Origin of the sequence: Mycobacterium scrofulaceum, from assembly GCF_001667885.1 — a bacterium.
Lineage (GTDB): Bacteria > Actinomycetota > Actinomycetes > Mycobacteriales > Mycobacteriaceae > Mycobacterium > Mycobacterium scrofulaceum_C.
In genome coordinates this window covers 21463-41771 of record NZ_LZJW01000087.1, presented here as the reverse complement: position 1 = coordinate 41771, position 20309 = coordinate 21463, and the positions used below count along the sequence as shown (strand labels likewise).

The following is a 20309-nucleotide window of genomic DNA, read 5'->3' as shown; positions in this document are numbered from 1 at the left end:
TACACTGGCGACGTGCTCATCGGTTCACACGTCCACAACGACGACCCGCTGGCCGCCGCCCAGGCGGACGGGGCCGACGTGGTGCAGTTCTTCCTCGGCAATCCGCAGAGCTGGAAGAAGCCGAAGCCCCGCGACGACGCCCCGACGCTCAAGGCCTCGGCCGTGCCGCTCTACGTCCACGCGCCGTACCTGATCAACGTGGCATCGGCGAACAACCGCATCCGCATCCCGTCGCGCAAGATCCTGCAGGACACCTGCGACGCGGCCGCGGAGATCGGCGCGACGGCCGTGATCGTGCACGGCGGCCACGCGGACGACGACGACATGGAGGCCGGGTTCCAGCGCTGGGTCAAGGCGCTGGACTACCTGGAATCCGACGTGCCCGTGTACCTGGAGAACACCGCGGGCGGCGACCACGCGATGGCCCGCTATTTCGACACCATCGGCAGACTCTGGGATCACATCGGCGACAAGGGAATCGGCTTCTGCCTGGACACCTGTCACGCCTGGGCCGCGGGTGAGGCGCTGGTCGACGCGGTCGACCGGATCAGGGCCCTGACCGGACGCATCGACCTGGTGCACTGCAACGACTCGAGGGACGCGGCGGGTTCGGGCGCCGACCGGCACGCCAACTTCGGTACCGGCCAGATCGATCCCGAGCTGCTCGTCGCGGTGGTCACGGCGGCCGACGCGCCCGTCATCTGTGAGACCGCCGACGAGGGACGCAAGGACGACATCGCGTTCCTGCGGGAAAAGACCGGCGGCTGAGACCCGGCCCGTGCTCGGTCGGCTCGCAACCCTCCTCGGGGTCGTCCTGCTGGTCGTGAGCTGTTCGCCGGCGCCGCCCTCGGGCTTCGTCACCGGGACCAGCCTGCACCACCTCGATGTCGGCGGACACGATCGCAGCTACCGGCTCTACGAGCCGGCGGGCAAACCGGCTTCGCCGCCGCTGGTCGTCGTGCTGCACGGCTATTCCGGGAGCGCCCGGCAGGTCGAAAGGGATTACGGCTGGGACGAATTGGCCGATTCGGCCAAGTTCGTCGTCGCCTACCCGGACGGTCTGGACCGTGCGTGGAACGTCGAGGGGGAGACGTGCTGCGGCCGGCCAGGACGGGAGGGCGTCGACGACGTCGCGTTCATCAGCGCGGTCGTCGCCGACGTCGCCAAGCACCTCGGCACCGACCCCGCCCGCATCTATGTCTCCGGTATGAGCAACGGCGGCATCATGTCCTACACGCTGGCGTGTGCCACCGACATCTTCGCCGCGATCGGTCCGGTCGCGGGCACGCAGCTGAACCGATGTCCCAATCCGCGTCCGACGTCGATCATGCACATTCACGGCACGGCGGACCGGCTGGTGCCCTACGGCGGTGGGCAGGGTTTCAGCGTCATCAACGGCCCTTCGGTACCCGACGTGAATGCGTTCTGGCGCAACGTCGATCAGTGCGCGAGCCCGTCCACCACCAGCAATGGCCCGATCACCACGTCGACGGCGGGGTGTGCCGGCGGCCGCGGCGTCACGCTCATCACGATCGAGGCGGGCGGGCACGAGTGGCCGCCGTTCGCCGCCCGCGACCTGTGGGAATTCTTCGCCGCGCACCCACGATGATGCCGTATTACAGCTCTTGTGCGGCTGTCGAAAAAATGTAACATGAGGGGCATGTCGGATACGCATGTCGTCACCAACCAGGTTCCTCCGCTGGAGAACTACAACCCCGCGACGTCCGCGGTGCTCGTCGAGGCCCTGATCCGCGAGGGCGGGGAATGGGGCCTGGACGAGGTGACCGAGGTGGGCGCGATCGCCGGTGGTCCCCAAGCCCAGCGGTGGGGCGAGCTCGCCGACCGCAATCGGCCCATCCTGCACACCCACGACAAGTACGGCCACCGGGTCGACGAGGTCGAGTACGACCCGGCCTATCACGAGCTGATGCGCACGGCGATCGCCAGCGGCATCCACGCGGCGCCGTGGGCCGACGAGCGCCAAGGCGCCCACGTGGTGCGGGCGGCCAAGATGTCGGTGTGGAACGTCGAGCCCGGCCACACCTGTCCGATCTCGATGACCTACGCCGTCGTCCCCGCGCTGCGCTACAACCCCGAACTCGCGGCGGTTTACGAGCCGCTGCTCACCAGTCGCGACTACGATCCCGAGCTCAAGCTGGCCACCACCAAACGCGGCATCACCGCCGGCATGTCGATGACCGAGAAACAGGGCGGATCCGACGTGCGCGCCGGCACCACGCAGGCCACCCCGAACGGTGACGGCAGCTACCGCCTGACCGGGCACAAGTGGTTCACCTCGGCCCCGATGTGCGACATCTTCCTGGTCCTCGCGCAGGCCCCGGGCGGGTTGTCCTGCTTCCTGCTGCCGCGCATCCTGCCCGACGGCAGTCGCAACCGCATGTTCCTGCAGCGGCTCAAGGACAAGCTCGGCAACCACGCCAACGCGTCCAGCGAGGTCGAATATGACGGCGCCACGGCGTGGCTGGTGGGCGAGGAGGGGCGTGGCGTCCCCACCATCATCGAGATGGTCAACCTGACCCGGCTGGACTGCACGCTGGGCAGCGCGACCAGCATGCGCACGGGCCTGACCCGCGCGATCCACCACGCGCAGCACCGAAAGGCGTTCGGCGCCTATTTGATCGACCAGCCGCTGATGCGCAATGTGCTCGCCGACCTGGCCGTCGAGGCCGAGGCCGCGACCATCGTCGCGATGCGGATGGCCGGCGCCACCGACAAGGCGTTGCGCGGCGACGAGCAGGAGGCGCTGCTGCGCCGCATCGGTCTGGCGGCCAGCAAGTACTGGGTGTGCAAGCGCGCCACCCCGCACGCCGCCGAGGCGCTGGAGTGCCTGGGCGGTAACGGCTACGTCGAGGATTCGGGCATGCCGCGACTGTTCCGTGAAGCGCCGCTGATGGGCATCTGGGAGGGCTCGGGCAACGTCAGTGCGCTGGATACGTTGCGCGCCATGGCAACCCGCCCCGAATGCGTCGAGGTCCTGTTCACCGAGCTGTCCGAGAGCGCCGCGGCCGACCCGCGATTGGGCGCTCACGCCGACCGGCTACGGGCCGATCTCTCCGACCTGGACACCATCGCGCACCGGGCCCGCAAGGTCGCCGAGGACATCTGTCTCGCGCTGCAGGGATCGCTGCTGGTGCGCCACGGGCACCCCGCGGTCGCCGAGGCCTTCCTGACCACCCGGCTCGACCGCCAGTGGGGCGGGGCCTACGGCACCATGCCCACGGGCCTGGATCTGGCCCCCATCCTGGAGCGTTCACTGGTAAAGGGCTGAGCCGCAACATGACTCACGCGATCAGGCCCGTCGACTTCGACAACCTGAAGACGATGACCTACGAGGTCACCGACCGGGTCGCCCGGATCACCTTCAACCGGCCGGAGAAGGGCAACGCGATCGTCGCGGACACCCCGCTGGAGCTCTCGGCGCTCGTCGAACGGGCCGACCTGGATCCCAACGTGCACGTGATCCTGGTGTCGGGCCGCGGCGAGGGCTTCTGCGCCGGTTTCGATTTGAGCGCGTACGCCGACCGCACCGGCTCGGCCGGTGGCACCGGCGGCTATGCGGGCACCGTGCTCAGCGGAAAGACCCAGGCGGTCAACCACTTACCCGATCAGCCGTGGGACCCGATGATCGACTACCAGATGATGAGCCGGTTCGTGCGTGGTTTCGCCAGCCTGATGCACGCCGACAAGCCGACGGTGGTCAAGATCCACGGCTACTGCGTGGCCGGCGGCACCGACATCGCGCTGCACGCCGACCAGGTGATCGCCGCCGCCGACGCCAAGATCGGCTACCCGCCGACCCGGGTGTGGGGCGTGCCGGCGGCGGGCCTGTGGGCGCACCGGCTGGGCGACCAGCGCGCCAAGCGCCTGCTGTTCACCGGCGACTGCATCACCGGCGCGCAGGCCGCCGAATGGGGCCTTGCGGTCGAGGCGCCGGATCCGAAGGACCTTGACGAGCGCACCGAGCGGCTGGTGCAGCGGATCGCCGCGGTGCCGGTCAACCAGCTGATCATGGTCAAGCTCGCGCTGAATTCGGCCCTGTTGCAACAGGGGGTGGCCACCAGCCGGATGGTCAGCACCGTGTTCGACGGTGTCGCCCGGCACACCCCGGAAGGCCACGCCTTCGTCGCCGACGCCACCGAACACGGCTTCCGGGAAGCGGTGCGGCACCGCGACGAGCCCTTCGGGGACTACGGCCGCCGCGCGTCACAGGTCTAACCCATGGCCCCCATGACGGCCCGATCGGTGGTGCTCAGCGTGCTGCTGGGGGCCCACCCCGCGCACGCGCGGGCCAGCGAATTGGTCAGGCTTACCGCGGATTTCGGCATCAAGGAGACGACCCTGCGGGTGGCGTTGACCCGCATGGTCGGCGCCGGTGACCTGATCCGCTCCGCCGACGGCTATCGGCTCTCCGATCGCCTGCTGGCCCGGCAGCGACGCCAGGACGACGCCATCGACCCACGGGTGCGCCCATGGGGCGGGGAGTGGGTCACGCTGATCGTGACCAGCGTGGGCGGCGACGCGCGCACCCGGGCCGCGCTGCGGAACACCATGCACGGCAAGCGCTTCGGTGAACTACGCGAGGGCGTGTGGATGCGCCCCGACAATCTGGAGCTGGACCTCGATCCCGAGATCGACGCCCGCGTGCGGGTCCTGCGGGCGCACGTCGACGACGCCGCCGAGCTCGCCGCCCAGCTGTGGGACCTGCCGGGGTGGGCCAGGGCCGGTAACCAGCTGCTCGACGAAATGTCCGCCGCGCCGGACATTCCCGCCCGGTTCGTGGTGGCCGCCGCGACGGTGCGACACCTGCTCACCGACCCCGTGCTGCCCGACGAACTGCTGCCCGCCGACTGGCCCGGCGCGCGGCTGCGTGCGGCCTACCATGACTTCGCCACTGAGCTGCTGCAGCGGCGGGAACCACTATTCGCGGAGGCAAAATGAGCGACGAAGTGCGCATCGAACGCAACGGCCCGGTGACGACGGTGATCCTGAACCGGCCGGCCGCCCGCAACGCCGTCAACGGCCCCACGGCCGCCGCGCTCTACGCGGCGTTCGACGAATTCGACCGCGACGACACCGCCTCGGTCGCCGTGTTGTGGGGAGACGGTGGAACCTTCTGTGCCGGCGCCGATTTGAAGGCCTTCGGCACGCCGGACGCCAACGCCGTGCACCGCACGGGCCCGGGCCCGATGGGGCCGACGCGAATGGTGTTGTCCAAGCCGGTGATCGCCGCCGTCAGCGGCTTCGCGGTCGCCGGGGGTCTGGAGTTGGCCGTCTGGTGCGACCTGCGGGTGGCCGAGGAGGACGCCGTGTTCGGCGTGTACTGCCGCCGCTGGGGAGTGCCGCTGATCGACGGCGGCACGGTGCGGCTGCCGCGGCTGATCGGACACAGCCGCGCGATGGACATGATCCTCACCGGCCGCGGCGTCAAGGCCGACGAAGCGCTCGCGATGGGTCTGGCCAACCGCGTCGTGCCCAACGGTCAGGCGCGGCAGGCGGCCGAGGAACTGGCGGCGCAGCTGGCCGCGCTGCCGCAGCAGTGCCTGCGGTCCGACCGGCTCTCGGCGCTACACCAATGGGGGACAACGGAATCCGAGGCAATCGACTTCGAATTCGCCAGCATCTCCCGCGTCGCCGCCGAAGCGAACGAAGGAGCGGGACGGTTCGCCGCGGGCGCGGGCAGGCACGGGGCTCCCGCAAGCTAGCTCGATCGGTTACGGTGCCAACCGCACCCGGCCGGGCGGCCCCGGCGGGGGCTCCGGATCGGCGCCGCCACTGCCGGGAGGGCCCCCCGGCGCGGGGGCGGCCGGCGGCCCCTGTTGCGGCCCAGGCTGCGGTGCCTGCTGCGGCGGCGGCGGTTGTTGCGGTGGAGACGGCGTCACGACCGGTCGGGGCGGCGCCAAGTTCTGTGCGGTGGGCGGCGGTGGCGGCGGCAGTTGGGGTGGCTCCGGCGGGGCGGTTTCCCCCACGGGCAACGCGCCGCAGCCCGCCAGGCAGACTTCGCCCGTCGGTGTCTGCGACGCGACGCCGATCACGTGCAACGCGGTGATCCGCGGCGCCGGCTCGGTCGCGCCGGGCAGGGCATTCGCCATGCCTTGGAGCGAAGCGATCTTCGGCTGATCGTTCGGGCAGTACGCCTCGACGGCGGCGGAGATGAAGCGCGCGATGGTGCGCGCGACGCGGTCGGCCGGGTAAGGGCCGCCGGACGAGTTGGCTTTGAACGCGCGTTCCCTCATGTCGTCGACCACGCCGTCCACCGGCATTCCGCCGTCGAGCTGGCGACAGACCCGATGGGCCGTGGCGATGAGGCTGGGCACGTTTTCGAGGGCGGGGATGCCCTTTTGGTCCAGCAGCGCCACGAACTGATCGTCGGGGTTGGGGTCGGCCGCCGCGGCGCCGTGGGGGAGCAGCACGACGCCGATCAGTACCGCGATGGCCGCGACCATTGCGCCGGCGCGAATGGTGGTACTGGTGAACATGCTGGGTTCCGTTCTGCCGGCATCATCATATGCCCGCGCCCCGCTCCAGGCACCTCGGCACCGCGCGGCGCGTTCAGGTGCCCGGCCGCGGCGGTCCCGGTATGAAATCGGTTGTGGCGCAACGGCGCCGCGCTGCCGCGTCCGGGAATTGCGCGAGACATAAACCATGGCGGCTCGACCCGGCGTGTCGTCGCCATGGTTTACGTGTCGCGTGAGGCCGGCCGGCGGTCAGCCGCCCTTGGTGATCGTGTTGCCCGAGCCAAGGTTGTCGACCTTGGGCGCTCCATCCTTGTAGGTGATGGTGTTGTTGAACCCGATCACGCTGATCCGGGTGTCCACCTTGTCCAGGGTGATCTTGTTGTTCGCGCCGCCGACCGTCACCGTCGCGCAGGAGCCGGTGATGGTGAGCGTGTTGTCCGAACCGCCCACGTTCAGCGACTTGCCGCTGGCGCAGTCAAGCGTCGCGGTGGTGCCCATCGACCCGTAGGTGAGCGTGTTGCCGATCTCGACCGACGCGGTGGTGCTGGCCCCGCCCGACTGCGTCGTGGTGGCCGCCCCGGCGCTTGTCGTCGTCGTCGGGCTGCTCTTGGTGGTCGTGCTGGAACCCGCGGGCGGGTTTGCCGTCGAGCTGCAGCCGGCCACCAACACGGCCGCGACGGCCGGGGCCACGGTGAGCGCGATCAGCCCCGAGGGGCGGTCAAAGATGCGGGCGGACAATGTTCCTCGATTCCCCTCGGTTGGATGGTGATGTGTTGCCGGGCCTAGCCGGGCACCTGCTGGAGCCGGTTGGTCATGCCCAGCTCGCGGCCGCGGTCCCAGAGGACCGGCGCGCCGTTGTGGAAGAACACCGTCTGGTCGTAGCCGTAGACGGTGATGTCGTGCGAGACCGAATCGGCGACGACCGTGTTGGACGAGCCCATCACCGTCACCGCGTAGCAGTTGCCCAGCGCCGTGACGTTGTTGAAGGAGCCGTTGACGAACAGCGTGGCGTCGTTGCAGTCCAGCGTCTGCTGGATGCCCTGGCCGACGATGTGGGTGTCGCCGTTCTTGGCGTGCGCGGCGGGGGAGGGGGTTGCGGCGACGGTGATGACACAGGTAGCCAGCGACCCGGCGACGGTCGTCCAGTGCACTGCGGGCCCCCTTTGTGACGGGAAATCAGCTGGACTGAGATTACGTCCATCCGGCCATGGCGGAAATAGTTTCGCGACCGGCGTCAACTAGAGTCATTAGTTAAGCATTCCGAACATCCCAAGCGAAGGGCCCGCCATGGCAGCTCAGCCCGAAACGCCGACGGCGGCCGGGCGCCCGCGCGCGGGGCGGACCGGCTCCCGCCCGGCCAAGCTGAGCCGCGAGGGCATCATCGACGGGGCGCTGACCTTCCTGGACCGGGAGGGCTGGGACGCCCTCACCATCAACGCGCTGGCGACGCAGCTGGGCACCAAGGGCCCGTCGCTCTACAACCACGTCGACAGCCTGGAGGACCTGCGCCGCGCCGTGCGGATCCGCGTCATCGACGACATCATCACGATGCTCAACAGGGTCGGCGAGGGCCGCGCCCGCGACGACGCGGTGCTGGTCATGGCGGGCGCCTACCGCAGCTACGCGCATCACCACCCCGGCCGGTACTCGGCGTTCACCCGGATGCCGCTGGGCGGCGACGACCCCGAATACACCGCGGCGACCCGGGGCGCGGCCGCCCCGGTGATCGCGGTGCTGTCCTCCTACGGTCTCGACGGCGACGAGGCCTTCTACGCGGCCCTGGAGTTCTGGTCCGCCCTGCACGGCTTCGTGCTGCTGGAGATGACCGGTGTCATGGACGACATCGACACCGACGCGCTGTTCTCGGACATGGTGCTGCGCCTGGCGGCGGGTCTGGAACGGCGCGTCACCCACGACGGCGCCCGGGGCTAGCTTTGATGGCGACGACCCGCTTCACCCGGCCGCGCCGGGCTCGCGATCGCCGCTGGGCTTCGATGGCGACGACCCGCTTCACCCGGCGGCGCCGGGCTCGCGATCACCGCTGGGCTTTGATGGCGACGACCCGCTTCACCCGGCGGCGCCGGGCTCGCGATCGTCGCTGGGCCGCCGCTTTGACCTGCGAGACCGCCGGCGGGTATTGTGGAGGCTCGTGCCTGGCGGCTTACGGCGCCTAACCGTAAGGAAGTGGATGCCGGGCGAATTCGCATGTCCACGATGCATCGGATCCCCCTCCGGTGCGCAACGCGTGCGACACACCCGGCCGCGGGGTAGTGCGACCGGGCATAACCGCAGTACGAAGACTTGAGAACCGCCGACAGACGCAAAACACGAACACAGAAAGCCGCCTAGATGCCAACCATTCAGCAGCTGGTCCGCAAGGGTCGCCGCGACAAGATCGCCAAGGTCAAGACCGCGGCCCTGAAGGGCAGCCCGCAGCGCCGTGGCGTATGCACTCGCGTGTACACCACCACCCCGAAGAAGCCGAACTCGGCGCTTCGGAAGGTCGCGCGCGTGAAGCTGACGAGCCAGGTCGAGGTCACCGCCTACATCCCGGGCGAGGGCCACAACCTGCAGGAGCACTCGATGGTGCTGGTGCGCGGTGGCCGAGTGAAGGACCTGCCCGGCGTGCGCTACAAGATCATCCGCGGTTCGCTCGACACCCAGGGCGTCAAGAACCGCAAGCAGGCCCGCAGCCGTTACGGCGCGAAGAAGGAGAAGAGCTAATGCCGCGCAAGGGGCCCGCGCCCAAGCGTCCGCTGGTCAACGACCCGGTCTACGGATCGCAGCTGGTCACCCAGCTGGTGAACAAAGTTCTGCTGCAGGGGAAGAAATCGCTGGCCGAGCGCATTGTTTATGGTGCGCTTGAGAACGCCCGGGAAAAGACAGGTACTGACCCCGTGATCACGCTCAAGCGTGCTCTCGACAACGTCAAGCCCGCGCTGGAAGTGCGCAGCCGCCGCGTCGGTGGTGCGACCTACCAGGTGCCGGTCGAGGTCCGTCCGGACCGGTCCACCACGCTGGCGCTGCGCTGGCTTGTCAGCTTCTCGCGGCAGCGCCGGGAGAAGACGATGGTCGAGCGGCTGGCGAACGAGATCCTGGACGCCAGCAACGGCCTGGGGGCCTCCGTCAAACGGCGCGAGGACACCCACAAGATGGCCGAGGCAAACCGCGCCTTCGCGCACTATCGCTGGTGATCACGCCGGCATAGTCGCCGGCGCGCACACGACAGCAACCAAGCAATCGAAAGAGTGGGAAGACTTCTGTGGCACAGAAGGACGTGCTGACCGACCTGACCAAGGTCCGCAACATCGGCATCATGGCGCACATCGACGCCGGCAAAACGACGACGACCGAGCGCATCCTCTACTACACCGGTATCAGCTACAAGATCGGTGAGGTGCACGACGGCGCCGCCACCATGGACTGGATGGAGCAGGAGCAGGAGCGGGGGATCACCATCACCTCCGCGGCTACCACCTGCTTCTGGAACGACAACCAGATCAACATCATCGACACCCCGGGCCACGTCGACTTCACCGTCGAGGTGGAGCGCAGCCTGCGCGTGCTCGACGGTGCCGTTGCCGTCTTCGACGGCAAGGAGGGCGTCGAGCCCCAGTCCGAGCAGGTGTGGCGGCAGGCCGACAAGTACGACGTCCCGCGGATCTGCTTCGTCAACAAGATGGACAAGATCGGCGCCGACTTCTACTTCTCGGTCCGCACCATGGAGGAGCGGCTGGGCGCCAACGTCATCCCGATCCAGCTGCCCGTCGGCTCCGAGGGCGACTTCTCCGGCGTCGTCGACCTGGTCGAGATGAAGGCCAAGGTGTGGAGCCCCGAGGCCAAGCTCGGCGAGAAGTACGACGTCGTCGACATCCCGGCCGACCTGCAGGAGAAGGCCGACGAGTACCGCACCAAGCTGCTCGAGGCCGTCGCCGAGACGGACGAGGCGCTTCTGGACAAGTACCTGGGCGGCGAGGAACTGACCGTCGAGGAGATCAAGGGCGCGATCCGCAAGCTGACCATCAGCTCGGAGGCGTACCCGGTCCTGTGCGGCAGCGCGTTCAAGAACAAGGGCGTCCAGCCGATGCTGGACGCGGTCATCGACTACCTGCCCTCGCCGCTGGACGTGCCCCCGGCCGTCGGCCACGCGCCGGGCAAGGAGGACGTCGAGGTCATCCGCAAGCCGTCGACCGACGAGCCGTTCGCCGCGCTGGCGTTCAAGGTGGCCACGCACCCGTTCTTCGGCAAGCTGACCTACGTCCGGGTCTACTCGGGCAAGGTCGACTCCGGCAGCCAGGTCATCAACTCCACGAAGGGCAAGAAGGAGCGGCTGGGCAAGCTGTTCCAGATGCACTCCAACAAGGAGAACCCGGTGGAGACCGCCTCGGCCGGTCACATCTACGCGGTGATCGGTCTGAAGGACACCACCACCGGTGACACCCTGAGCGACCCGAACGACCAGGTCGTCCTCGAGTCCATGACCTTCCCGGACCCGGTCATCGAGGTGGCCATCGAGCCCAAGACGAAGAGCGACCAGGAGAAGCTGTCGCTGTCGATCCAGAAGCTCGCCGAGGAGGACCCGACGTTCAAGGTGCACCTGGACCAGGAGACCGGCCAGACCGTGATCGGCGGGATGGGCGAGCTGCACCTGGACATCCTGGTGGACCGCATGCGCCGCGAGTTCAAGGTCGAGGCGAACGTCGGTAAGCCGCAGGTGGCCTACAAGGAGACCATCAAGCGCGCCGCGAACAACGTCGAGTTCACCCACAAGAAGCAGACGGGTGGCTCGGGCCAGTTCGCCAAGGTGATCATCAACCTCGAGCCGTTCACCGGCGAGGACGGTGCGACCTACGAGTTCGAGAACAAGGTCACCGGTGGCCGCATCCCCCGGGAGTACATCCCGTCGGTGGACGCCGGGGCGCAGGACGCCATGCAATACGGTGTGCTGGCCGGCTACCCGCTGGTGAACCTCAAGGTCACCCTGCTCGACGGCGCCTTCCACGAGGTCGACTCGTCCGAGATGGCGTTCAAGATCGCCGGTTCGCAGGTCCTGAAAAAGGCTGCGCAGCAAGCACAACCGGTGATCCTGGAACCGATCATGGCCGTCGAGGTCACCACGCCCGAGGACTACATGGGCGATGTGATCGGCGACCTGAACTCCCGCCGTGGCCAGATCCAGGCCATGGAGGAGCGGAGCGGTGCACGCGTCGTCAGGGCGCACGTGCCGCTGTCGGAGATGTTCGGCTACGTCGGCGACCTGAGGTCCAAGACCCAAGGCCGGGCGAACTACTCCATGGTGTTCGACTCGTACGCCGAAGTACCGGCCAACGTGTCGAAGGAGATCATCGCGAAGGCGACGGGTCAGTAAAAATCCCTGCGGAGTAATCTTGCCGGGTCATTGCAAAGCCTTGGGCGCGGCACAACTGAAAACACCAACACTGCTTTAACAAGCACCAACAAGTCCAGGAGGACAACGAAGTGGCGAAGGCGAAGTTCGAGCGGACGAAGCCGCACGTCAACATTGGGACCATCGGTCACGTTGACCACGGCAAGACGACGCTGACCGCGGCTATCACCAAGGTTCTGCACGACAAGTACCCGGACCTGAACGAGTCCCGCGCGTTCGACCAGATCGACAACGCGCCCGAGGAGCGTCAGCGCGGTATCACCATCAACATCTCCCACGTGGAGTACCAGACCGACAAGCGCCACTACGCGCACGTCGACGCCCCCGGTCACGCCGACTACATCAAGAACATGATCACCGGCGCCGCCCAGATGGACGGGGCGATCCTGGTGGTCGCCGCCACCGACGGCCCGATGCCGCAGACCCGCGAGCACGTGCTGCTGGCGCGTCAGGTCGGCGTGCCCTACATCCTGGTCGCGCTGAACAAGGCGGACATGGTCGACGACGAGGAGCTCCTCGAGCTCGTCGAGATGGAGGTCCGCGAGCTGCTGGCCGCCCAGGAGTTCGACGAGGACGCCCCCGTGGTGCGGGTCTCGGCGCTCAAGGCGCTCGAGGGTGACGCCAAGTGGGTCGAGTCCGTCGAGCAGCTGATGGAGGCCGTCGACGAGTCGATCCCGGACCCGGTCCGCGAGACCGACAAGCCGTTCCTGATGCCGGTGGAGGACGTCTTCACGATCACGGGTCGTGGCACGGTGGTCACCGGTCGCGTCGAGCGCGGCGTGATCAACGTGAACGAGGAAGTCGAGATCGTCGGCATCCGCCCCGCCAGCACCAAGACCACGGTCACCGGTGTGGAGATGTTCCGCAAGCTGCTGGACCAGGGCCAGGCCGGTGACAACGTCGGTCTGCTGCTCCGCGGTATCAAGCGCGAGGACGTCGAGCGCGGTCAGGTCGTCACGAAGCCCGGCACCACCACGCCGCACACCGAGTTCGAGGGCCAGGTCTACATCCTGTCCAAGGACGAGGGCGGCCGGCACACGCCGTTCTTCAACAACTACCGCCCGCAGTTCTACTTCCGCACCACCGACGTGACCGGTGTGGTGACGCTGCCGGAGGGCACCGAAATGGTGATGCCCGGTGACAACACCAACATCTCGGTCAAGCTGATCCAGCCCGTCGCCATGGACGAGGGTCTGCGGTTCGCGATCCGCGAGGGTGGCCGCACCGTGGGCGCCGGCCGGGTCGTCAAGATCATCAAGTAGGTCCAGTTCGCCATAGAGCCCGGATTGCCGAATGCGGCAATCCGGGCTTTATGCGTTTTACCGGGCCCGGCGCGGGCGGCTCCGCTACGATCCCCTGATAAGGGAGTCGGGGGAAGATGGCCGGGAGGTTGGATGTCCTTCGTTTTCACGACGCCTGAGTACGTCGCCGCAGCCGCGTCGGACCTCGCCAGGATCGGCTGGACGATCACGTCCGCCAACTCGATGGCGCTGGGCCCGACGTCGAACGTGCTGGCCCCGGGTGCCGACGAGGTGTCGGCCAGCATCGCGTCCCTGTTCGGCGCGCACTCCCAGGTCTACCAGGCGCTCAGCGCGCAAGCGGCGGCGTTCCACCAGCAGTTCGTCCAGCTGATGAACGGCGGCGCGGCGCAGTATCTTGCCACCGAGGCGGCCAACGCCTCGCCCCTGCAGAGTGCGGCGGCCCCCGCGTCGATGGCGGCGCAGCTACCCGCGGTGACGGCCGCGGGCGGTTCGGCGCCCGGCGTACCGGCGGGCCCCGTGGCCTCGGCGATCGCGCCCGCCTCGGCGCTCGCGGGCGCGCAGGCGCAGGCCGGCCAGACGGCGGCCGCGGCCACCGCGGGGCCGGCGGTGGTGGCACCGGCCACCACATCGGCGACGCCGGTGCGGATGGTGACGCCCGCCTACACCCCGGCCACCGCCCCCCAGCCCGCGGCGACGGCACCGACGCCGATGAACCCGCTCGCGACCACGCCGGCGCAGGTCGAGACGCCGCAGGCCGCGGCGGCCCCGGCGATGCCGGTGTCCACCGGCGGCACGCCGGTGAAAATGGTGTCGGCGCATTCGCCCGCCGCGGCGCCGCCCGCGGGGTCTTCGGAGCGCCCGGCGCCGACGGTCATCCCCAAGATCGACTGACGCCCGCCCGGTTTGCGCGTATGGCGCGCGCGGCGACAGCGCGGAAGCTAACCTGACACGAAAATCCCCAGCAAGGGTAAGGAGACACTCGTGTTGGCGCGCTATCTCAAGGCACAGTTGGTTGTTTTGCTGTGTGGCGGCCTGGTCGGGCCGATTTTCCTGGTCGTCTACTTCACCCTCGGACTCGGCAGCCTGCTGCAGTGGATGTTCTACGTCGGTCTGCTGATCACCGTCGCCGACGTGCTGATCGCACTGGCGTTGGCCAATTACGGCGCGAAGTCGTCGGCCAAGAACGCGGAGCTCGAGCAGAGCGGCGTGCTGGCGCTGGCCCAGATCACCGGGGTCACCGAGACGGGCACCTGGATCAACAACCAGCAGGTGGTGAAGGTGCACCTGCACATCGCGGGGCCCGGCTTCCTGCCGTTCGACAGCGAGGACCGGGTGATCGCCAGCGTGACCCGGCTCGGCAACCTGTCCGCCCGCAAGCTGGTAGTGCTCGTCAACCCCACCACCAACGAATACCGGATCGACTGGGAGCGAAGCGCTTTGGTCAACGGCCTGGTACCCGCGCAGTTCACCGTGGCCGAGGACAACAAGACCTACGACCTGAGCGGCCAGGCCGGCCCGCTGATGGAGATCCTGCAGATCCTCAAGGCCAACAACGTTCCGCTCAACCGGATGGTCGACATCCGGTCGAACCCGGCGCTGCGCCAACAGGTCCAGGCGGTGGTGCGCCGTGCGGCCGAACAACAGGCGCCCGCCGCGCAGCCCCAGCCGGCGACCGCCGGGGGGCCGGCACCGGTGGCGACGCCCCCGCAACCGTCGATCGCCGCGCGGCTGCAGGAACTCGAGACCCTGCGCGCCAGCGGAGCGCTGACCGACGAGGAATACAACAGCCGGCGGGCCCAGATCATCTCCGAAATCTGACCGCCGGGCGAGTTAGAACAGGTTTCAGTTTCGCTGCTAGCCTTGCCTCGTGGCTGATTCACTGCAAGGTCGGGTGGCATTCATCACCGGCGCCGCCCGCGCCCAGGGCCGCTCGCACGCGGTGCGGCTCGCCCGGGAAGGCGCCGACATCATCGCGCTCGACATCTGTGCGCCGGCGTCGAAGAGCCTGACCTACACACCGGCCACGCCGGAGGATCTGAGCGAGACCGTCCGGCTGGTGGAGGCCGAGGGCCGCAAGGTCTTGGCCCGCGAGGCCGATGTTCGCGACGACGCCGCGCTGCGCCAGCTGGTGGCCGACGGCGTCGAGCAATTCGGCCGGCTCGACGTCGTGGTGGCCAACGCCGGGGTCCTGAGCTGGGGCCGGCTCTGGGAGCTCACCGACGAGCAGTGGGACACCGTGATCGGGGTCAACCTGACCGGCACCTGGCGCACGCTGCGCGCCGCGGTGCCCGCGATGATCGAGGCGGGCAACGGCGGCTCGATCATCGTGGTCAGCTCGTCGGCGGGGCTGAAGGCCACGCCGGGCAACGGCCATTACTCGGCCAGCAAGCACGGCCTCACCGCGCTGACCAACACGCTGGCCATCGAGCTCGGCGAATACAACATTCGGGTCAACTCCATCCATCCCTACTCCGTCGATACCCCGATGATCGAGCCGGAGGCCATGATGGAGATATTTGCGCGCCACCCCAGCTTCGTGCACAGCTTCCCCCCGATGCCGTTGCAGCCCAACGGGTTCATGTCGCCCGACGAGGTGGCCGACGTGGTGGCGTGGCTAGCTGGCGACGGGTCGGCCACGGTGACGGGCACGCAGGTCCCCGTCGACAAGGGCGCATTGAAGTACTGATCGCCGATCGTGGTATGAACTCCACGTGACCGCGAGCAAAGGGATAGTGATCGTCGGTGGCGGTTTGGCCGCCGCCCGGACAGCCGAGCAACTCCGCCGAGCGGAGTACACCGGCCGCGTCACGATCATCAGCGACGAGGTGCATTTGCCCTACGATCGCCCGCCGCTGTCAAAAGAGGTGCTGCGCAAAGAGGTCGACGACGTCGCCCTCAAGCCCCGGGCGTGGTACGACGAGAACGACATCACCCTGCGGCTGGGCGCGGCGGCCACCGCCCTGGACACCGCGGCGCAGACCGTGACGCTGGCCGACGGGTCCGTGATCGGCTACGACGAACTCGTCATCGCGACCGGCTTGGTGCCGCGGCGCATCCCGACGCTGCCGGACCTCGAGGGCATCCGGGTGCTGCGCACGTTCGACCAGAGCATGGCGCTGCGCGAGCATGCGTCCTCCGCGCAGCGTGCCGTCGTCATCGGCGCCGGCTTCATCGGCTGCGAGGTGGCGGCGAGCCTGCGCAGCCTCGGCGTGGACGTCGTGTTGGTCGAGCCGCAACCGACGCCGTTGGCGTCGGTGCTCGGCGAGCGGATCGGCGAGCTCGTCGCTCGCCTGCACCGCGAGGAGGGGGTCGACGTCCGCCTCGGGGTCGGGGTCGCCGAGGTGCGCGGCGACGCGCGGGTGGACACGGTGGTGCTGACGGACGGCACCGAGCTGTCCGCCGGCCTGGTGGTCATCGGCATCGGGTCGCACCCCGCGACCGGCTGGCTCGAGGGCAGCGGCGTCGCGGTCGACAACGGCGTGCTCTGCGACGAGGCCGGGCGGACCAGCGCGCCCAACGTGTGGGCGCTCGGCGACGTCGCCTCCTGGCGCGACGCCACGGGACATCAAGCGCGCGTAGAACATTGGAGCAACGTCGCCGACCAGACCCGCGTCGTGGTGCCCGCGATGCTGGGGCAGGATGTGTCGTCGGCGGCCGTCGTCGTGCCCTACTTCTGGAGCGACCAGTACGACGTCAAGATCCAGTGCCTCGGCGAGCCGGAGGCCACCGACACCGTGCACCTCGTCGAGGACGACGGCCGCAAGTTCCTGGCCTACTACGAGCGCGACGGGGTGCTGGTGGGCGTGGTCGGCGGCGGGATGCCCGGCAAGGTCATGAAGGTGCGCGCGAAGATCGCCAACGGCGCACCCATTTCGGACGTGCTGGGCTGAGCCCTAACGCCACTGCACCGGCGGGCCGTGCGGGTGGCATTCGCCGAGAATTTCCAGTTCGCCGCCCGGCCAGCGACGCGCCCGCACCAGGAAGCGGATCGGCGCGTCGGGCGCGTCGCGGGCCGGCTCCAGCGTGAGGTGGACGAACGGTGACCGTTCGTCGGCCTGCTCGCCCAGCGCGCGGACCCTGGCGCGGACCGCGTCCCGCTCCTCGTGGGTCAGGTACTGCCACGTGATCGAGTGCCACAGCACCGTCAGCGCGCCCTCGGCGAGCGTCAGCCCGGCGACTGCGTCGGCCGCCGACAGGCGCTGCAGCCGCGCCGGCACCCGGCGGGCGACCTCGACGGCGCCCCGCAACCGCTCGAGCCGGGCCGTCTGGTCGGGCCAGACGTAGCTCAACACGGTGAGTTCCCCGTCGGCCGCGGTGACATCGATGGGTGCGATGTCGAACCCGTGCCGCTCGACGATCCGCACCCCGCCGTGGGGCGGCAGCGTGCCGCGCCACGCGTCCTCGATGGTCACGGGCGAATCGCCGGGGCCCCACTGGCCGTCGGTGAACCGGTAGCGGTAATGGTCGGCGCGCAGATTGAGTCCCGCGCTCGAGCCGATCTCGAAAAGCCTTATCGGCAAACCCGATTCGTCGTTGGCGCGCAGCAACCCACCGATCAGCGCGGCGGATCGGCCGACCTCGTTGGTCTGCGGCGGTTGCCGCAGGGCCGCGCGCAGCGCGTCGGCGTGTTCGGCCGCGACGCCCTCGATCTCCGGCCAGGCGGCCTCGGCGTCCCAGCTGCCCCCGGTGCTGGGGTACCACCGGCGCAGCAGCGGTGCCCGGCCGTCGAGCACCAACCGGTGCAACCCGCCGAGCAGACGCAGCGGCACCGCAAGCCGCGCGGGGTCCTCCTCGTGCCCGGACAGGATCGTTGCGAAGACGCCCCCGGACTCGACGTCGCGGGCCACCAGCTCGAAAAGCTCGCCGTACATGGGGGACCCGGAGCGGGCGCAGAACCGCCCCTGCGCGCGCAACGTGTGCAGCAGGTGGTCGGCGGTCACCGATCCAGCCTGTCCAGCCCGGCGCCGACGACGTCGAACGCGTTGCCCAGCGCGGTCGGCAGCGGCACGGACTCGTCGCCGAGCCAGTGCTCGTAGGCGGCCAGCGCGACCCCGAGCATCGTCCAGGCGGCCGTCTGGGGCAGCAGGTCCGTCGTCTTGCGGTCCGACCGGCGGGCCACGAAGCCGGCGATCACCTCGCGCCAGCCCGCGTACATCGTCATCGAATAGGCCTGCAGCTCGGCGGTTTGCAGGATGACGCGCATGCGCTGGCGGTGTCGCGCGGTCTCGGACTCGTCAAAGGTGTTGAACGCCAACAGCGCGTCGCGCAGCGCCCGGCCCAGCGGCACACGCGGATCGACGTCGTCGAGCAGGTCGCGCAGGCGCGCGAGGTGGGTGTCGAAGTCACCCCACGGGATGGCGTTCTTGGAGGCGTAGTAGCGGAACAGCGTTCGCCGGGAGATGCCCGCGGCCTGGGCGACGTCGTCGACGCTGACGTCGGCGAACCCGCGGGCGCTGAACAGCTCGATGGCGACGTCGGTGATGTGGTGCGGCGTGGTCGAGCGGCGACGGCCCACCCGCGGCTGCGGCACCATGACACCCGCCCTTCCATTTCGGCACTCGATGCCATATTCTGACGAAGCTTGTGACTCGATCCCCATCGTTGTCAAGAACCGACGAAAGGCAATGACCCGTGGACCACGAAACCGAGACCGAGACCCAACTCGTCACCGAGACCCTGGTCGAAGAGGTGTCCATCGACGGCATGTGCGGGGTGTACTGACCTCCGTGTTCGACCCCGACCGCGGCTGGCGGTTGCACCCGCAGGTGGCGGTTCGCCCCGAACCCTTCGGGGCGCTGCTCTACCACTTCGGCACCCGCAAGCTGTCCTTCCTGAAGAACCGCACCATCCTCACGGTGGTGCGGTCGCTGGCCGACCATGCCGACGTCCATTCCGCCTGCCGTGCGGCGGGCGTGGACGACGCGGGGGAGGCGCCCTATCTGCACGCGCTGGGCGTGTTGGCCGATTCGAAGATGTTGGTACCCCAGGAGGCCCCATGACAGCCACCGTGCCCCGGCTCATCGAGCAGTTCGAGAGCGGCCTGGACGCGCCCATCTGCCTGACGTGGGAGCTGACGTATGCGTGCAACCTGGCGTGCGTGCACTGTCTTTCGTCCTCGGGCAAACGCGATCCGCGAGAGCTTTCCACCCGTCAGTGCATGGACATCATCGACGAGCTGGAACGCATGCAGGTGTTCTACGTCAACATCGGCGGCGGGGAACCCACCGTCCGGCCCGACTTCTGGGAGCTGGTCGACTACGCCACGGCGCACCACGTCGGGGTGAAGTTCTCCACCAACGGCGTCCGCATCACCGAAGAGGTCGCCGCCCGGCTGGCCGCCAGCGACTACGTCGACGTGCAGATCTCGCTCGACGGCGCCACCGCGGAGGTCAACGACGCGGTCCGCGGTCCGGGATCCTTCGCCATGGCGGTGCGCGCGCTGGAGAACCTGGCGGCCGCCGGTTTCTCCGACGCGAAGATCTCCGTCGTGGTGACCCGGCACAACGTCGACCAGCTCGACGAATTCGCCGCTCTGGCAAGCCGTTACGGCGCCACCCTGCGGATCACCCGGCTGCGGCCCTCGGGACGCGGCGCGGATGTCTGGGAGGATCTGCACCCCACCGCCGCCCAGCAGGTCCAGCTGTATGAGTGGCTGGTGGCCAAGGGTGAGCGGGTGCTCACCGGCGACTCCTTCTTCCACCTGGCGCCGCTGGGCTCCTCCGGGGCGCTGGCCGGCCTGAACATGTGCGGCGCCGGCCGCGTGGTGTGCCTGATCGACCCGGTGGGCGACGTGTACGCCTGCCCGTTCGCCATCCACGACCGCTTCCTGGCCGGGAACGTGTTGACCGACAACGGGTTTGACAATGTCTGGAAGAACGCCCCGCTGTTTCGGGAGCTGCGCGAGCCGCAGTCGGCCGGCGCCTGCGGCAGCTGCGGGCACTACGACGCCTGCCGGGGCGGCTGCATGGCGGCGAAGTTCTTCACCGGCCTGCCGATGGATGGGCCGGACCCCGAGTGCGTGCAGGGCCACAGCGAGGCGGCACTTGCCCGCCGGCGCGAGACGCCGCGGCCCCGCGCCGACCACTCCCGGAAATCCGGCGGCCCCGTGCTCCTGAAACTGTCGCGGCCCCCCGCGCGCCTGTGCAACGAAAGCCCCGTGTAGAC

23 protein-coding genes are annotated in these 20309 nt (G+C 69.0%); 18 read left to right on the top strand and 5 right to left on the bottom strand.

Annotation, left to right across the window (positions count from 1 at the left end; genetic code table 11):
• The first annotated feature begins 12 nt into the window (after window positions 1-12).
• From A5681_RS13160 to A5681_RS13135, 6 genes are read left to right on the top strand one after another with little or no spacing between them, the layout of a single operon-like run.
• Window positions 13-768, top strand: a complete 756-nt coding sequence (locus A5681_RS13160) for a deoxyribonuclease IV (RefSeq protein ID WP_067274936.1) — start codon at window positions 13-15, stop codon at window positions 766-768.
• A 10-nt stretch (window positions 769-778) separates the two neighbouring features.
• On the top strand, window positions 779-1609 hold the full coding sequence (locus A5681_RS13155) for an alpha/beta hydrolase family esterase (RefSeq protein ID WP_067274933.1): 831 nt from the start codon (window positions 779-781) through the stop codon (window positions 1607-1609).
• A 51-nt stretch (window positions 1610-1660) separates the two neighbouring features.
• Window positions 1661-3289 (top strand): acyl-CoA dehydrogenase family protein, encoded by a 1629-nt coding sequence (locus A5681_RS13150; RefSeq protein WP_067274930.1) that lies wholly within the window; start codon window positions 1661-1663, stop codon window positions 3287-3289.
• An 8-nt stretch (window positions 3290-3297) separates the two neighbouring features.
• On the top strand, window positions 3298-4236 hold the full coding sequence (locus tag A5681_RS13145; RefSeq protein WP_067274927.1) for a crotonase/enoyl-CoA hydratase family protein: 939 nt from the start codon (window positions 3298-3300) through the stop codon (window positions 4234-4236).
• Window positions 4237-4239: 3 nt separating this feature from the next.
• Window positions 4240-4959 (top strand): PaaX family transcriptional regulator C-terminal domain-containing protein, encoded by a 720-nt coding sequence (locus A5681_RS13140; RefSeq protein WP_067274924.1) that lies wholly within the window; start codon window positions 4240-4242, stop codon window positions 4957-4959.
• Complete coding sequence (locus A5681_RS13135; RefSeq protein WP_067274921.1) at window positions 4956-5723, top strand: crotonase/enoyl-CoA hydratase family protein; 768 nt, start codon at window positions 4956-4958, stop codon at window positions 5721-5723. The genes A5681_RS13140 and A5681_RS13135 overlap by 4 nt, the downstream gene beginning before the upstream one ends.
• Window positions 5724-5732: 9 nt before the next feature.
• Here A5681_RS13135 and A5681_RS13130 read toward each other — a convergent pair whose 3' ends face one another.
• From A5681_RS13130 to A5681_RS13120, 3 genes are all read right to left on the bottom strand, one after another.
• On the bottom strand, window positions 5733-6497 hold the full coding sequence (locus A5681_RS13130; protein WP_067274917.1) for a DUF732 domain-containing protein: 765 nt from the start codon (window positions 6495-6497) through the stop codon (window positions 5733-5735).
• A 228-nt stretch (window positions 6498-6725) separates the two neighbouring features.
• Window positions 6726-7181 carry a DUF3060 domain-containing protein gene (locus A5681_RS13125; protein WP_419866323.1) on the bottom strand — a complete coding sequence of 152 codons (456 nt, stop codon included), beginning with the start codon at window positions 7179-7181 and terminating at the stop codon, window positions 6726-6728.
• A gap of 77 nt (window positions 7182-7258) precedes the next feature.
• Complete coding sequence (locus tag A5681_RS13120) at window positions 7259-7627, bottom strand: DUF3060 domain-containing protein (protein WP_067274914.1); 369 nt, start codon at window positions 7625-7627, stop codon at window positions 7259-7261.
• A gap of 136 nt (window positions 7628-7763) precedes the next feature.
• Here A5681_RS13120 and A5681_RS13115 point away from each other — a divergent pair, with 136 nt between their 5' ends.
• From A5681_RS13115 to A5681_RS13075, 9 genes are all read left to right on the top strand, one after another.
• Entirely contained in the window at window positions 7764-8408 is a 645-nt protein-coding gene (locus tag A5681_RS13115; RefSeq protein WP_067274910.1) for a TetR/AcrR family transcriptional regulator, read from the top strand.
• Window positions 8409-8825: 417 nt separating this feature from the next.
• Window positions 8826-9200: a 30S ribosomal protein S12 gene (gene rpsL / locus A5681_RS13110; protein ID WP_007167812.1), complete on the top strand. Its 375-nt coding sequence runs from the start codon at window positions 8826-8828 to the stop codon at window positions 9198-9200.
• On the top strand, window positions 9200-9670 hold the full coding sequence (rpsG, locus tag A5681_RS13105) for a 30S ribosomal protein S7 (protein ID WP_067274907.1): 471 nt from the start codon (window positions 9200-9202) through the stop codon (window positions 9668-9670). The genes rpsL and rpsG overlap by 1 nt, the downstream gene beginning before the upstream one ends.
• Before the next feature lie 68 nt (window positions 9671-9738).
• On the top strand, window positions 9739-11844 hold the full coding sequence (gene fusA, locus A5681_RS13100; protein WP_082968344.1) for an elongation factor G: 2106 nt from the start codon (window positions 9739-9741) through the stop codon (window positions 11842-11844).
• 110 nt (window positions 11845-11954) lie between these two features.
• On the top strand, window positions 11955-13145 hold the full coding sequence (gene tuf, locus A5681_RS13095; RefSeq protein WP_007167815.1) for an elongation factor Tu: 1191 nt from the start codon (window positions 11955-11957) through the stop codon (window positions 13143-13145).
• Between the two features lie 132 nt (window positions 13146-13277).
• Window positions 13278-14036 (top strand): PE family protein, encoded by a 759-nt coding sequence (locus A5681_RS27975; protein WP_082968343.1) that lies wholly within the window; start codon window positions 13278-13280, stop codon window positions 14034-14036.
• Window positions 14037-14126: 90 nt separating this feature from the next.
• Complete coding sequence (locus tag A5681_RS13085; RefSeq protein ID WP_067274904.1) at window positions 14127-14963, top strand: SHOCT domain-containing protein; 837 nt, start codon at window positions 14127-14129, stop codon at window positions 14961-14963.
• Window positions 14964-15012: 49 nt separating this feature from the next.
• Entirely contained in the window at window positions 15013-15831 is an 819-nt protein-coding gene (locus A5681_RS13080; RefSeq protein ID WP_082968342.1) for a mycofactocin-coupled SDR family oxidoreductase, read from the top strand.
• Between the two features lie 25 nt (window positions 15832-15856).
• A complete protein-coding gene (locus A5681_RS13075; RefSeq protein WP_067274897.1) occupies window positions 15857-17035 on the top strand; it encodes an NAD(P)/FAD-dependent oxidoreductase in 1179 nt (392 codons plus the stop codon).
• Between the two features lie 3 nt (window positions 17036-17038).
• On the opposite strand, the gene A5681_RS13070 is transcribed toward A5681_RS13075, so the two are convergent.
• Both A5681_RS13070 and mftR read right to left on the bottom strand, forming a co-directional pair.
• Window positions 17039-18085 (bottom strand): DUF2332 domain-containing protein, encoded by a 1047-nt coding sequence (locus A5681_RS13070; protein ID WP_067274894.1) that lies wholly within the window; start codon window positions 18083-18085, stop codon window positions 17039-17041.
• Window positions 18082-18678 carry a mycofactocin system transcriptional regulator gene (gene mftR, locus A5681_RS13065; protein WP_197498595.1) on the bottom strand — a complete coding sequence of 199 codons (597 nt, stop codon included), beginning with the start codon at window positions 18676-18678 and terminating at the stop codon, window positions 18082-18084. Before mftR ends, A5681_RS13070 begins: the two co-directional genes overlap by 4 nt.
• Before the next feature lie 98 nt (window positions 18679-18776).
• Here mftR and mftA point away from each other — a divergent pair, with 98 nt between their 5' ends.
• From mftA to mftC, 3 genes are read left to right on the top strand one after another with little or no spacing between them, the layout of a single operon-like run.
• Window positions 18777-18866, top strand: coding sequence for a mycofactocin precursor MftA (mftA, locus tag A5681_RS13060; protein ID WP_046186817.1), 90 nt, complete (start codon window positions 18777-18779; stop codon window positions 18864-18866).
• The gene (mftB, locus tag A5681_RS13055) at window positions 18851-19144 is read left to right on the top strand and encodes a mycofactocin biosynthesis chaperone MftB (RefSeq protein WP_067274891.1); all 294 of its coding nucleotides are present in this window, start codon (window positions 18851-18853) and stop codon (window positions 19142-19144) included. The genes mftA and mftB overlap by 16 nt, the downstream gene beginning before the upstream one ends.
• The gene (gene mftC, locus A5681_RS13050) at window positions 19141-20307 is read left to right on the top strand and encodes a mycofactocin radical SAM maturase (protein WP_067274887.1); all 1167 of its coding nucleotides are present in this window, start codon (window positions 19141-19143) and stop codon (window positions 20305-20307) included. The genes mftB and mftC overlap by 4 nt, the downstream gene beginning before the upstream one ends.
• The last annotated feature ends 2 nt before the right edge of the window (window positions 20308-20309 follow it).